This window comes from Pseudarthrobacter sp. N5 (genome assembly GCF_050157035.1).
Taxonomy (GTDB): domain Bacteria; phylum Actinomycetota; class Actinomycetes; order Actinomycetales; family Micrococcaceae; genus Arthrobacter.
The window spans coordinates 2,780,126-2,793,605 of record NZ_CP189593.1; the positions used below are offsets into that span (position 1 = coordinate 2,780,126).

The following is a 13,480-nucleotide window of genomic DNA, read 5'->3' on the forward strand; positions in this document are numbered from 1 at the left end:
CGATGCAACGCGCCGGCGCGTATCCGTGACGAAAACTGTGCCCCCCGCAAAATGTCAGCGACTGCTCGTAGGCTGTTCTCATTGGTGGCGGGGAATCCGGGTTCGGCACCAGCCAGGCCCACACGTGCGGTCTCACACCGTGTGCGGCTCTCCGCCGGAGCGCAAAGGGGTATGCCATGTACTGTTCCATCGTCCCTCCCTACATGCTGCGTCGGCTTGCGGCCCAGGATGCGCCGCGCCTCTCCGCAACCGCCAGAGCAGCCAGGGAAGCACTGCGGCACGTCAGGACAGTCCAGGCTGCCCGGGCCCTTCCTGCGCTGCCCGTTCCGCCCGGTCTGAGGCAGGCCCAGCCCGGACCGCCGAACAGGACGATCTACGACGCCCGGTCAACCGAAGCTCTGCCCGGAAAACTGCTCCGTAAAGAAGGTGAGGGCAGCCCCGGTGACGTGACCGCGGATGAAGCCTATGACGGTCTGGGCCACACCCACCGGCTGTACGCGGACGTATTCGGGCGGAATTCCATTGACGGCCAGGGGCTCGCCCTGGACGCCACGGTCCACTTCGGCAAGCTGTATGACAATGCCTTCTGGGACGGCCAGCAGATGGTGTTCGGCGACGGCGACGGCGAGATCTTTGAGCGGTTTACGGGGTCGCTGAGCGTCATCGGCCACGAGCTCGCCCACGGCGTCACACAGTATTCCGCGGGCCTGCTGTACCGGAACCAGGCAGGTGCCATCAACGAATCAATCTCGGATGTCTTTGGCTCGCTTGTTGAACAGTTTATGAAGCAGCAAAACGCCACTGATGCCAGCTGGCTCATCGGCGAGGGCCTCTTCACCGAACAGGTTCAAGGCGCCGCCCTGCGGTCCATGAAGGCGCCGGGAACCGCATATGACGACGATGTCCTGGGAAAGGACCCGCAGCCGGACTCCATGGATTCCTATGTGCGGACCAGCGCCGACAACGGCGGCGTCCACATCAACTCCGGCATTCCCAACCGTGCTTTCTATCTGGTGGCCTCCGCTCTGGGCGGCAAGGCCTGGCAGGCCCCCGGCCAGATCTGGTACGACACCCTGACCGGAGGTTCCCTGCCGGTGACGGCCACTTTCAGCGTTTTCGCCAAAGCCACTGTGGCTACGGCCGCGGAACTGTTCGGAGCCGGCTCCGCGGAACATGACGCCGTAAGAATGGCGTGGGAAACTGTGAAGGTAAGGCTGTAACCGAACCGCCGGCGGCAATCGTGCATGCGGCGGCCACCCAGCATGGGGAGCACAGGTACCACGCCATGAAGATCACAGTCCAGCGCAGCGGCGGCATTGCTGCGCTGACCCGGGTATGGACTGTCAAGGCTGTAACCACGAGCGACAAAAACCGTTGGCGGCCGCTCGTCGAAGCATGCCCCTGGGGCGCCGTGCCCACGACCCGCGATGCCGCCGCTGGCGGACAACCGGACCGGTTCATGTACTCCATCCGCGCAGGTCAACGCCGCGCAACCCTTCCGGAGCGGGCGGTTACCGGCCCGTGGCGGGTGCTGGTGGATAAAACCAGGGCGGCTGCGGAAGAATCACCGGGCAATGCCGGGCGCGGCCAAACCGGGGCTGCACCCGGATCCGGGCAAGGATAGCTCCGGTCCTAGATAGCAGGCGCCAGCTGTCCACGGAATGCGCGGCGGTATGACTGCGGGCTGGTGTCAAGGACCTTGGCGAAGTGATGCCGAAGCAGCACAGAATGCCCGAAACCGGCCTCCCGTGCTATTTCGTCGATGTTCAGATCCGAGGATTCGAGCAGTTCCTGCGCGCGCAGTACCCGCTGTGAGTTCAGCCAGGCCGCAGGAGTCGCCCCTGTTTCCGAACGGAACCGACGGGCAAAGGTTCTGGGCGACATATGCAGCCTGGCCGCAAGCTGGTCCACTGTATGTTCACGGTCCAGATTCCCGACCATCCAGCGCAACAGTTCCTCCATGGGCGCTGAACCACAGCGCGGCATCGGGCGGTCGATGAACTGGGCCTGCCCGCCGTCCCGGTGCGGCGGGACCACCATGTCGCGGGCGATCGCCGAAGCCACATTAGCCCCCAGCTCAACTCTCACCAGGTGCAGGCAGGCGTCGATTCCGGCGGCTGTGCCGGCACTGGAGATGATGTTTCCGTCCTGCACATAGAGGACGTTTTCATCCACCTGCACCAATGGATACCGGCTGGCAAGATCGTGGGAATAATGCCAGTGCGTGGTGCAGCGACGGCCGTCAAGGAGCCCGGCCCGTGCCAGTGCAAAGGCTCCGGAACAGATGGACATCACCCAGGCGCCGCGGGCATCCGCTGCCCTGAGTGCGTCGAGCACCGCTTCAGGAACTTGCTGGTCCCTGCCATACGGCGCCATAATCACCAGGTCGGCGTCGGCAGCCGCTTCCAGCCCCAGGCTGATATGCATGGTAAGTCCGGACTTGAGCCTGATGTCACCCGGTTCCGGAGTGCACACCCGGAAGTCAAAAGCCGGCACGCTGCTGCCGCGGCCGGACCGGTCGATGCCAAACACCTCAAAGGCCGTCGCGAATTCGAAGATGGAAAAATCGGGAACAACGATCACTGCCACTGAATTGAGCATGTACCCATCATGGCAGTAATTCGTAGTTTTTGGTCATTTCTGCCACTATTTTCTGAACCGTCACCGGAGCACGATGGAGGTATGGAAATCATCGGAATTGCCATCGTCATCCTGGTCCTCATCACCGCCACTGCCACCATCAGTACCCTTCTGAAGGACGGCCGCGGCCATACCCCGCCCGTCTCCTCGGACGCCGACTGGACAGCGCTGGACCTGCCCAGCGTCAGCTACACCCTGCGGAACTTCTGACCTGTTCTATGCGGACAGCTCTTGTCCGCATAGCGGCGTAGATTGCTTCTATGATCCAGACCTCCGCACGGCTTCTCCAGCTGCTCTCCCTTCTGCAGATCAGGCGTGAGTGGACCGGTCCGGCACTCGCGGTGCGGATGCAGGTGACCGAACGTACCGTACGCAGGGACATCGACAAGCTGCGGAATCTCGGCTACCCCGTCCAGGCTTCACCGGGCATCGCAGGTGGCTATCAGCTGGGTGCCGGTGCCCAGCTGCCGCCGCTGCTGCTGGACGACAACGAGGCACTGGCCGTCGCCCTGGGGCTGAGCTCCGTCGCGGCAGGACCGGTTGCCGGCATCGGCGAGGCCTCGGTACGCGCACTGGCGAAACTGGAGCAGGTGCTGCCGGCACGGCTCCGGCCCAAATTTGCCATGCTGAAAGCCGCCGTGACTACGCTGCCAAGCCTCGCCGCGCCGGTGGATCCCCTGAAGCTGACAGCCGTCTCCTCGGCGATAGCTGACCGCCGGCTCATCACTTTCGACTACACCACGGCCGACGGCGGCTTCGGCCGCCGCCTCGCGGAACCCTACCGGCTCGTGGACACGGGGCGCCGTTGGTACCTGGTTGCCTGGGACGTGGAGCGTGAGGACTGGCGGACGTTCCGCGCCGACCGGATCGCCTCCGTTCCATCGGAGCGTAAGAAATACGTTCCACGCCCGTTGCCGGCACAGGACCTCGCCGCATACGTCCAGCGCTCCATTACGCGCTCGCCGTACCGGTACGACGTCGTCGTCCGGCTCCGGGCCCCGCTCCACGTTGTGGCGGCTCTGGTCAGCCCGCACGTGGCGTCGCTCGAGGCCGATGGGGGCAACATGACCATCCTGCGGGCGGGCTGGGACAGCCTGGAAACGCCCGCAGCCCACTTAGCATCGTTGGATCTGGACTTCGAAATACTCGAGCCGGAGGTATTCCGCAGTCATGCCGTCAAGCTGGCCGAACGCCTGAACCGCGCAGCACGTGGGCCGGGGCCGACTTCCCAGTAGACTGTTTCCAGCCATGACTTTTCATATCTCCTATCCCGCTGAGCTGCCGGTATCCGAACGCCGCGAGGACCTGATGGCCGCAATAGCGGCCAACCAGGTGACCATCATTGCTGGCGAGACCGGTTCCGGCAAGACCACCCAGATCCCCAAAATGTGCCTCGAATTGGGCCTTGGTGACAACGGTCTGATCGGTCACACCCAGCCGCGCCGGCTGGCAGCGCGCACAGTGGCTGAGCGCATCGCGGAAGAGCTCGGCGTGGAGATCGGCCAGGAAGTGGGCTTCCAGGTCCGTTTTACCGGCCAGGTCGGCCGGACCACCAAGGTCAAGCTGATGACCGACGGCATTTTGTTGGCGGAGATCCAGCGGGACAGACTCCTGCGAAAGTACAACGCGATCATCATCGATGAGGCCCACGAGCGCAGCCTCAACATCGACTTCATCCTCGGGTATCTCAAAAGGATTCTGCCGCAGCGCCCGGACCTGAAAGTCATCATTACCTCGGCCACGATCGATCCCGAGCGGTTCGCCAAGCATTTCGGCTCGGAGGAGGCTCCCTCGCCCATCATCGAGGTTTCGGGGCGGACCTTCCCGGTGGACATCCGGTACCGGCCGCTTTCGCAGCCGGCGGGAGGCCGGGGGGATGCCGAGGATGCGGACGTTTCCGACGACGAACTCGAAGAGGACCGGGATCCGCTCGACGCTGTGTGCGATGCCGTCGATGAACTCGCCGCAGAGGCACCAGGCGACATCCTGGTGTTCTTCTCCGGAGAGCGTGAAATCCGGGACGCCGCCGAAGCCCTCAATGGACGGATCCAGTCCAACCGCCGGCTCGCCGGCACCGAAGTGCTGCCGCTGTTTGCGCGCCTGAGCCTGCAGGAGCAGCACCGCGTCTTCAACCCGGGCAGCAAACGAAGGATCGTGCTCGCCACCAACGTGGCAGAAACATCCCTGACGGTGCCGGGCATCAAATACGTGATCGATACTGGGACCGCCCGCATCTCGCGCTACTCACACCGCACCAAAGTCCAGCGGCTGCCCATCGAGCGGGTATCGCAGGCGTCAGCCAACCAACGTTCCGGCCGCTGCGGCCGCGTCTCGGATGGTATCGCCATCCGGCTCTACTCCGAGGAAGACTTCGAGTCCCGGCCGCTGTTCACCGATCCCGAGATCCTGCGCACCAACCTTGCCGCTGTCATCCTGCAGATGACTGCCATGGGGGTGGCCAAGGGCCCCAAGGACGTCGAAAACTTCCCCTTCGTGGAACCTCCGGACTCCCGAGCAATCAACGACGGCGTGACGCTCCTGCGGGAGCTGGGCGCCTTGCGCGCGCCCAATGGAAAGGACAGTGCCGCTGATCCCGGGGGCGCCGGAGGGCGGCGCAACGGTGACGCGGGCAACGCCGGCGGGCTCACCGCCGTCGGGCATCAACTCGCCCAGCTGCCGGTGGATCCGCGGCTGGGCCGCATGATTGTGGAGGCCGGAAAGCGTGGCTGTGTCCGCGAAGTCATGATTCTGGCCGCTGCGCTGACCATCCAGGACCCGCGAGAGCGCCCCCAGGGGGACGGCTCAGGCAAGCAGCAGCTGGCCGCCGAAAAACATGCACGCTTCCGCGACGAGAACTCGGACTTCACGGGCTTCCTCAACCTGTGGAACTATCTCCAGGACAAGCAGCAGGAGCTGTCCTCCACCCAGTTCCGGCGGCTCTGCCGCAATGAGTTCATCAACTATCTCAGGGTCCGGGAATGGCAGGATCTGTTCGCCCAGCTGCGGCAGCTTGCCAGGCCCCTGGGCATCAGCCTGGACAACAAGCGCGAGGCAGATCCCGTGGGGAACAACGAGGGCATCCACATGAGCCTTCTCTCCGGCCTGCTGAGCCACATCGGCATCCTCGACGACCGGAAACGCGAATACGCTGGCGCCCGGGGCAGCCGCTTTGCAATATTCCCGGGCTCCGCTCTGTTCAAGAAGTCCCCTACGTTTGTGATGGCCGCAGAGCTGGTGGAGACCAGCCGGCTCTGGGCCCGTGTGGCTGCAAAGTTCGATCCTGTGTGGGCTGAGCAGGTGGCTCCGGAGCTGGTCAAGTACAGCTATAGCGAGCCGCACTGGTCCACGAAGACGGGTGCGGTGATGGCCTACGAGAAAGTCATGCTCTACGGCGTGCCGCTCATCCCGCAGCGCCCTGTCAACTACAGCAAAGTGGATCCCGTGCTTGCCCGGGAGCTCTTCATTCGACACGCCCTGGTTGAAGGCGACTGGAAAACACACCACAAATTCTTTCACCGCAACCGCGCCCTGCTTCATGAAGTGGAGGAGCTGGAAGCCAGAATGCGCCGACGCGACATCCTGGTCGATGACGAGGCTCTCTTCGAGTTCTACGACGCCCGGATAGGCCCGGATGTTGTGTCCGAGAGGCACTTCGATAAATGGTGGAAGGACGCCCGCCAGCAGAATCCGGCTCTCCTGGATTTCGACCAGTCCCTGCTGATCAGCGAGGACGCCGATGCCCTGGACGATTCCGCCTACCCCAAGATCTGGCTACACAAGGGCTTCGAGCTTCCGCTAACGTACGAATTCCACCCGGTGGCACCGGGTTCACCTCCCAACCCGTCCGACGGTGTCACCGCCGAGGTCCCGGTGCTGTTCCTGAACCAGCTGGACGATGCCGCCTTCCGATGGTTGATTCCCGGCCAGCGCGTCGAGTTGGTGGCCGCGCTGATCAAGTCGCTGCCGAAGCAGATCCGCAAGAATTTCGTCCCGGCGCCGGATATCGCCCGGCAAGCCGTGGCTGCCCTCGACGCCGACTTCGATCCTGCGGCCGATGAGCTGGAAACCTCGCTGGAGCTCGCGCTCCGACGGATCCGCGGACACGTCATTCCACCGGGTTCCTGGAACTGGGACGCCGTTCCCGGCCATCTTCGGGTGAGCTTCAAGGTAGTGGACAGCAAGGGCAAGGTCCTCGACGACGGCAAGAACCTGACTGCACTGCAGGAGCAGCTGGCTCCGGCCACCCGCAGGGCCATAGCGGAGTCCCTGGGGGCAACGCCCGGAACCACTGCCCCGGGCAGTGCCGGCAAAGCCTCGCCCGCCGGTGCTGCCAAGGACACAGCGGCGCCGGCGGCAGGCACGGGTTTTGCCGAGCGGAGCGGACTCGCCGAATGGTCGTTCGGCACGGTGCAGCGCCAGGTCAGCGGCACCGTGAACGGCCACACCGTCACCGGTTATCCTGCCCTGGTGGACGAAGGCACATCTGTGGCGCTCCGGGTATTCCAGACAGCCTCCGAACAGCAGGGCGCCATGCGCGGCGGCGTCATCCGTCTGCTGGCACTCCGGGTTCCCGCCCCGGACCGCTACGTGCTGGAACATCTGAACAACACGGAGAAGCTCACGTTCAGCCAAAATCCACACGGCTCCGTATCCGCCCTCATCGCCGATTGTGCACTGGCTGCCGTGGACAAGCTGGTGCCGGCCGATCTCCCCTGGGACCGCGCATCCTTTGACGCACTCTATGAGCGGGTCCGGGCAGAGCTGATCGACACCGTCTTCAGCGTCACGGCCGTGGTGGAGCGCATCCTGGCCAGCACCCGGCGGATTGAAAATCAGCTGAGGGGCACCACCAGCCCCGCCCTGATGAGTTCCCTCAATGATGTCCGCAGCCAGCTGGAACAGCTGGTTTCCCCCGGTTTTGTGGCACGCACGGGCTACGCACAGCTCAGCCAGCTTCCCCGATACGTGGCGGGGATCGAAAAGCGGCTTGAAAAGCTGCCGGGCAATGTCCAGCGGGACGGCCTGCATCTGACAATGGTGCAGCGGCTTGAAGACGACTACGACGACGCCATATCGGCTTTGCTGCCGGGCCGCCTGGTGGGCGCCGAATTAACCCAGGTGCGCTGGATGATCGAAGAACTCCGGGTGAGCCTGTTCGCCGTCGAACTCGGAACCGCGTACTCCGTGTCCGAGAAGCGGATCCGTGCCGTCCTGAACAAAGCGCTGGCGCCGGCCTAAGCGGCAGGGACAAACTCCCCGTAGCCGGCATCCCGGAGCCCGGCTCGGAGCGTCTCAGCGTTCGCGTCCAGAACAGCGGGATCCGGGTTGCTATTAACAGCAGCAAAGTCGAAGTCCGCCATGCTGTGGGACGGCCAGACGTGCACGTGCAGGTGGTTGATTTCGTACCCGGCCACGATCAAACCGGCACGTGGCGAACCAAAGACTTCCACCTGGACAGCGCCGATCCGGCGGGCCACCTCCATGACCTTCGCCAGCGTCTCCGGCGACGCATCCGTCCACCGGTCTACTTCCTCGGTGGGCACCACCAGGGTGTGGCCGTCAGCCAGCGGGCCGACGGTCAGGAACGCAGCAACGTCACGCTCCCGCCAGACGAACCGGCCGGGGATTTCTCCGTTGAGGATCTTGGTGAACAGCGTGCTCATGCGTCTGCCTTTGCTGATGCTGCCTGCAGAGTGCTGGTGTCCAGCACAAACCGGTACTTGACGTCACCCGCAACCATTCGGTCGTAAGCATCATTGAGCTGGTCCGCTCCGACTATTTCAACATCCGATACCACACCATGGTCGGCACAGAAGTCCAGCATTTCCTGGGTCTCGGCGATGCTTCCAATCGAGGATCCGGCGTAAGCGATCCGTCGCCGGATCAGGGCTCCGGGTTTCACCGGGGGCATGGTTCCGGACGGGAGACCCAGCTGGAACAAGGCCCCGTCCTGCCGCAGCGTGCCGAAGAAGGGATTGAGATCGTGCGGCGCGGCCACAGTGTCGATGATGACGTCGATGCTCCGGTCGGCTGCTGCCATGGCGTCCTTGTCGAGGGAGAGGATGACCTCGTCTGCGCCGAGTTCAAGCGCCGCCGCAACCTTGGACTCGGACGTAGTGAACACTTTGACTTCGGCGCCCATGGCCTTGGCCAGCTTCACGGCCATGTGACCCAGGCCACCGAGCCCCACCACACCAACAATGTCACCTTCTTCGACGTCGAAATGGCGCAACGGCGAGTACGTAGTGATGCCGGCACACAGCAACGGCGCAACCGCGGCTGCATCCAGGTTCTCCGGAACACGAAGGACGTAACGGCGGTCCACCACTACTGACGACGAATAACCGCCCTGTGTGATGGAATCACCGTTGCGGGTATCCTTCGCACCGTATGTTCCAATTCCGCCGTTTTCACAGTACTGCTCCAGTCCATCCAGGCAACTCTCGCATTCGCGGCAGGAATCCACCATGCAGCCAACGCCCACCAGATCACCCGGAGCAAAATCAGTTACAGCGATGCCAACCCGGCTGACGCGACCTACAATTTCGTGTCCGGGGATCAATGGATATTTCTGTGTGCCCCACTCACCCCGGGTCGCATGGACATCGGAGTGGCAGAGACCGCAAAACGCAATGGCGATTTCGACGTCGTCACCCTTCGGCGAGCGCCGGGCAACCGTCAGCGGCACCAGTCCGCTCTCACCGGATACGGCACCGTATGCGGCTGCAAGGTGTCCAACAAAAGGCCCGGAGTTATCAGCAGCGAAGGCTAACTCATCGAGGGGAAGGAGTGGCTTGGCGAGGGATGGTGGCACAGGGCGTCCGGGGGTCATACAGCGACGCTACCCCCGGTTGCCGGACCAATGCCAGTCCGGCAACCGGGCATACCTGCCTTACCCCGGCGCGGCCTCGCTGTCGGTGCTGTAGGGGGCTGCACCTGTGACCACGGCGTTGGCTGCGTTGTTGGACCATTCCGAGAAGGAACCGGGGAAGAGCGCTGCTGAGAATCCGGCGATCTCAAGAGCCGCGATCTGATGGGCCGCTGTCACGCCGGAGCCGCAGTACACGGCAGTTGGTACATCCGGCCCGACTCCGAGCTCCAAAAAGCGGTGCCGCAGCTCCTGTGCAGGCAGAAAATGCCCGTCGCCGGTGAGATTTCCGGACGTGGGTGCGCTGACAGCGCCGGGGATATGGCCGGCGCGCGGATCCACCGGTTCGATCTCGCCTCGGTATCTCTCGCCGGCACGGGCGTCCAACAGCACCCCGCCGAGCGCCCAGTCCGCAGTCCGGGCGGCGTCGATCGCGGGCATCCGCCCTTCCGCCAGCGTGACGTTGCCGATGACAGGCTGCTCGGCTCCACCTTCGACGGGCAGCCCCGCGGCACGCCATGCCGGCAGACCGCCGTCGAGCAGGAAAACATCGGCGAGGCCGGCGTTGCGGAGCATCCACCACAGCCGTGCTGCAGACATGTTGCCGCTGTCGTCATAGGCCACCACAACATCGCGTTCGCAGATGCCCCAGCAGCGGGCATGTTCCTGGAGCTTGTCCACGGGCGGCAGCGGGTGCCGCCCCCGTTCCGGCGCAGCCGGCTCGGCCAGCTGGGTGGGGAGATCGACGTACACAGCGCCGGGGATGTGTTCTTTAAGGTAGTGTCCGTGGCCGTGGGGATCGCCCAGGGCCCAGCGGACGTCCAGCAGAACGGTGCGCTGGCCGGAGGTCATCCGGTTGTTCAGCGCAGACACGTCCATGAGGGTATCCATCAAAATCTCCTTTGGTTTGGATGAACTGCGGCCGCCCAGCCCTCAAAAGGCAACAGCCGGGGGGACGGAGGCAGGACCAACTCTAACCTCACTGTCCTTGATTGACCGGTAGGCCGCCACCGGTAGGCTGGAGCAGTGAATAGCGTGTGCAGCCAGGACCGGGCGTGGGCCGATGAGGCCATCCGAAGAATCAATGCAGAAAACAACCGGTCGGCGGATACCCACCTGTATTCAGTGCCACTGCCTGAGCACTGGGGCGTCCAGCTGTACCTCAAGGACGAGTCCACACACCGGTCCGGTAGCCTCAAGCACCGCTTGGCGCGTTCACTTTTCCTTTTTGGTCTGGTGAACGGCTGGATCAGGGCGAGCACCACCATTGTGGAGGCGTCCAGCGGAAGCACGGCAGTTTCCGAGGCCTACTTTGCCCAGCTGCTGGGCCTGCCGTTCATCGCGGTGATGACGCGGACCACCAGCCCGGAGAAAATCGCCCTGATCGAGCAATTCGGTGGTGCCTGCCTGCTCGTGGATCACGCATCCGAGGTCTATGCGGCCGCCGAGGAAGTGGCCGCTACCAGCAACGGCCACTACATGGACCAGTTCACTTATGCCGAACGCGCCACGGACTGGCGCGGAAACAACAACATTGCGGAGTCCATATTCCAGCAGCTGGCCCTCGAAGAGCACCCGGTCCCCCGCTGGATTGTGGTGGGCGCCGGCACCGGGGGGACAAGCGCCACCATCGGCCGGTACCTCCGCTACCACCGCCATGACAGTGAACTTACGGTCGTAGATCCCGAAAACTCTGCCTTCTACCCCGGATGGCGGGACGGCGTGGCGGATTTCAGTACCGGCATGCCGTCCCGGATTGAGGGCATTGGCCGGCCGCGTATGGAGCCCAGTTTTGTTCCTGCCGTGATCGACCGGATGGTCCAGGTGCCCGACGCCGCGTCCGTCGCCGCAATGCGGCACCTGCACGGTCTTGCGGGCCTGCACGCCGGCCCCTCAACCGGCACCAATCTCTGGGGCGTATGGATGTTGGTGGCGGAAATGATTGTTGAAGGGCGCCGAGGCAGCATTGTTTCGCTGATGTGCGACGGCGGCGACCGCTATGCGGGCAACTATTACAACCCGACGTGGCTGGCAGCACAGGGGCTGGACCCGCAGCCGCACGAGGACGTCATCAGGGACTTCTTCGAAACGGGCGTCTGGAGGGCCTGACCGGCCGTATCCTAGTGTAGCGTGTCGTTGATTCCTTTGGGTATGGTTTTTTGTCAGACTTGATCCATGGTTTATCTGGCAAGGGCTTTGGAATTGCGTGACGGGGACCGGGGGTTCTTGGAGGCGTTGACTCGTGGGAATTCTTCCTCCGCGACATTGGCGTTGCGGGCGCGCACGGTTTTGTTGGCTGCCGACGGGATGCCGAATATCCAGATCGAGAAGATCACCGGGTTTTCGGCACCCACGGTTTTGAAGTGGCGCAACCGCTATGCCGAGGGCGGGATCGAGGCCCTGTCCGATGTCCAGCGCCCGGGACGGGAGCGGGAGATCGACGAGCTTGCCCTGATCGCGGACACCCTGACCAACGACGGGAAGCCGCCGGCCGGGCTTGGGATCTCGCACTGGTCCGCCCGCATCATGGCCGAACGCCACGGAGTCTCCTTTTCCTCGGTGGCCCGCATCTGGCGCCGTTGGAAAATCCAGCCTCACCGGATCGAGACGTTCAAGTTCTCCACTGATCCCGCCCTGGAGTTCAAGCTCCGGGACGTGGTGGGCCTGTACATGTCCCCGCCGGAAAACGCGGTGGTCGTGAGCATCGATGAGAAAACCCAAATCCAGGCGCTGTCCCGCACCGGCCCGGATCAGCCGTTGTCCTCGACGCACCCGCTGCAGCAGACCCACGACTACAAACGCAACGGCACCACCACCTTGTTCGCCGCCCTGGAGGTCCTCACCGGCAAACTCAGCGCGAACGCCTTCTACCCAAAGCACACCAACATCGAGTTCGTCGATTTCCTGGGCCGGGTCGCCGACGCCCACCCCGGGGTTGAACTGCATGTCATCTGCGACAATTACGCGACGCATAAGCATCAGAACGTGAAGGACTGGCTGGCCAAAAACCCGCGCGTGCGCCTGCACTTCACCCCAACCAGCTGTTCCTGGCTGAACATGGTGGAGATCTTCTTCGGGATCATCACCCGCCAGTGCCTCAAACGCGGTGCGTTCAGCTCGGTGAAAGAGCTGGAACAAACCATGGAACGCTACATCGAGAACTACAACCAGGACGCCAAACCATTCACCTGGACCAAATCAGCGGACTATCTCCTGGGCAAGATGAAACGCAAACAAACAATTAACACGGAACACTAGATCTCCACCGATTCGCCGGTTGCCAGATGAGAATATTCAGTCCCGTACATGGCCCCCATCCGGGTCACGTGGGCCTCTATCAGGTTCAGGCCCATCTCATTCAGAAGCCCGTCGTGGATGGGGAAGGCCCGCGGTGCGCGGACGCCGATCACAAAATCCACCACCTCGCTGACCTTATTCCATGGCGCGTGGACCGGCACCAGCAGAGTCCTGACGCTGATGCCGTCGGGAATGATGAAGGAATCACCCGGGTGGTAGACGTTTTCATTCACGAGGTATCCGATATTGGCGACCGCCGGGACGAGCGGGTGGATCAGCGCGTGCTGACCGCCAAAGCTCCTGATGGAATAGCCCGCCGCAGCAAACGTGGTGCCCGGCTCCACAGTGTGGATCCGGCTTTCCGAACCAGGTTCTTCCGTGCGGAGTTTGCTTGCCACACCGGCCGGGGCGAAAAGCTCAAGCGTGCCATTCGTGCGAAGGGCATTCACTACTGCCGCAACATCGATGTGGTCACCGTGTTCATGTGTGACCAGTACTGCGTGAGCGCCGTCCAGGGCAACGGCAGCTTCGGAGAACGTTCCGGGGTCCAGTACCAGGACGTGCCCCTCCTTTTCGAGCCGGATGCACGCATGGGTGAATTTCGTCAGCTTCATGACGTCAGCCTAGGGTCCGGTCCGGGCTCTGTCCACGAGGCACCGGCTGGTAATCTGGGAC

At 63.5% G+C, this 13,480-nt stretch carries 12 protein-coding genes; 7 read left to right on the forward strand and 5 right to left on the reverse strand.

Annotation, left to right across the window (positions count from 1 at the left end; all coding sequences use genetic code 11):
• Nucleotides 1-176: 176 nt before the first annotated feature.
• A complete protein-coding gene (locus ACQCST_RS13425; RefSeq protein WP_426996252.1) occupies nt 177-1,220 on the forward strand; it encodes a M4 family metallopeptidase in 1,044 nt (347 codons plus the stop codon).
• A 65-nt stretch (nt 1,221-1,285) separates the two neighbouring features.
• Entirely contained in the window at nt 1,286-1,624 is a 339-nt protein-coding gene (locus ACQCST_RS13430; protein WP_426996253.1) for a protealysin inhibitor emfourin, read from the forward strand.
• An 8-nt stretch (nt 1,625-1,632) separates the two neighbouring features.
• Here the strand turns inward: ACQCST_RS13430 and ACQCST_RS13435 are convergent, their stop codons facing one another.
• Nucleotides 1,633-2,601 carry a GlxA family transcriptional regulator gene (locus tag ACQCST_RS13435; RefSeq protein ID WP_426996254.1) on the reverse strand — a complete coding sequence of 323 codons (969 nt, stop codon included), beginning with the start codon at nt 2,599-2,601 and terminating at the stop codon, nt 1,633-1,635.
• An 81-nt stretch (nt 2,602-2,682) separates the two neighbouring features.
• Here ACQCST_RS13435 and ACQCST_RS13440 point away from each other — a divergent pair, with 81 nt between their 5' ends.
• Genes ACQCST_RS13440 through hrpA form a run of 3 tightly spaced genes read left to right on the forward strand, consistent with a single transcriptional unit; the run spans nt 2,683 to nt 7,878 of the window.
• Nucleotides 2,683-2,850 carry a hypothetical protein gene (locus tag ACQCST_RS13440; protein ID WP_426996255.1) on the forward strand — a complete coding sequence of 56 codons (168 nt, stop codon included), beginning with the start codon at nt 2,683-2,685 and terminating at the stop codon, nt 2,848-2,850.
• Nucleotides 2,851-2,900: 50 nt separating this feature from the next.
• Complete coding sequence (locus tag ACQCST_RS13445; RefSeq protein WP_426996256.1) at nt 2,901-3,875, forward strand: helix-turn-helix transcriptional regulator; 975 nt, start codon at nt 2,901-2,903, stop codon at nt 3,873-3,875.
• A gap of 13 nt (nt 3,876-3,888) precedes the next feature.
• Complete coding sequence (gene hrpA, locus ACQCST_RS13450; protein WP_426996257.1) at nt 3,889-7,878, forward strand: ATP-dependent RNA helicase HrpA; 3,990 nt, start codon at nt 3,889-3,891, stop codon at nt 7,876-7,878.
• Here hrpA and ACQCST_RS13455 read toward each other — a convergent pair.
• From ACQCST_RS13455 to ACQCST_RS13465, 3 genes are read right to left on the reverse strand one after another with little or no spacing between them, the layout of a single operon-like run.
• A complete protein-coding gene (locus tag ACQCST_RS13455; RefSeq protein WP_426996258.1) occupies nt 7,875-8,303 on the reverse strand; it encodes an HIT family protein in 429 nt (142 codons plus the stop codon). The two genes, hrpA and ACQCST_RS13455, sit on opposite strands and share 4 nt — an antisense overlap.
• A complete protein-coding gene (locus tag ACQCST_RS13460) occupies nt 8,300-9,472 on the reverse strand; it encodes an NAD(P)-dependent alcohol dehydrogenase (protein ID WP_426996259.1) in 1,173 nt (390 codons plus the stop codon). The genes ACQCST_RS13455 and ACQCST_RS13460 overlap by 4 nt, the downstream gene beginning before the upstream one ends.
• A 60-nt stretch (nt 9,473-9,532) precedes the next feature.
• Nucleotides 9,533-10,399, reverse strand: coding sequence for a sulfurtransferase (locus ACQCST_RS13465; RefSeq protein WP_426996260.1), 867 nt, complete (start codon nt 10,397-10,399; stop codon nt 9,533-9,535).
• Between the two features lie 135 nt (nt 10,400-10,534).
• Between ACQCST_RS13465 and ACQCST_RS13470 the strand changes: the two genes are divergently transcribed.
• Both ACQCST_RS13470 and ACQCST_RS13475 read left to right on the forward strand, forming a co-directional pair.
• Nucleotides 10,535-11,617 carry a PLP-dependent cysteine synthase family protein gene (locus ACQCST_RS13470; RefSeq protein ID WP_426996261.1) on the forward strand — a complete coding sequence of 361 codons (1,083 nt, stop codon included), beginning with the start codon at nt 10,535-10,537 and terminating at the stop codon, nt 11,615-11,617.
• Between the two features lie 66 nt (nt 11,618-11,683).
• Nucleotides 11,684-12,766, forward strand: a complete 1,083-nt coding sequence (locus ACQCST_RS13475; protein WP_426996262.1) for an IS630 family transposase — start codon at nt 11,684-11,686, stop codon at nt 12,764-12,766.
• Here the strand turns inward: ACQCST_RS13475 and ACQCST_RS13480 are convergent.
• Nucleotides 12,763-13,419: an MBL fold metallo-hydrolase gene (locus ACQCST_RS13480; RefSeq protein ID WP_426996263.1), complete on the reverse strand. Its 657-nt coding sequence runs from the start codon at nt 13,417-13,419 to the stop codon at nt 12,763-12,765. The genes ACQCST_RS13475 and ACQCST_RS13480 overlap by 4 nt on opposite strands.
• Nucleotides 13,420-13,480: the final 61 nt, after the last annotated feature.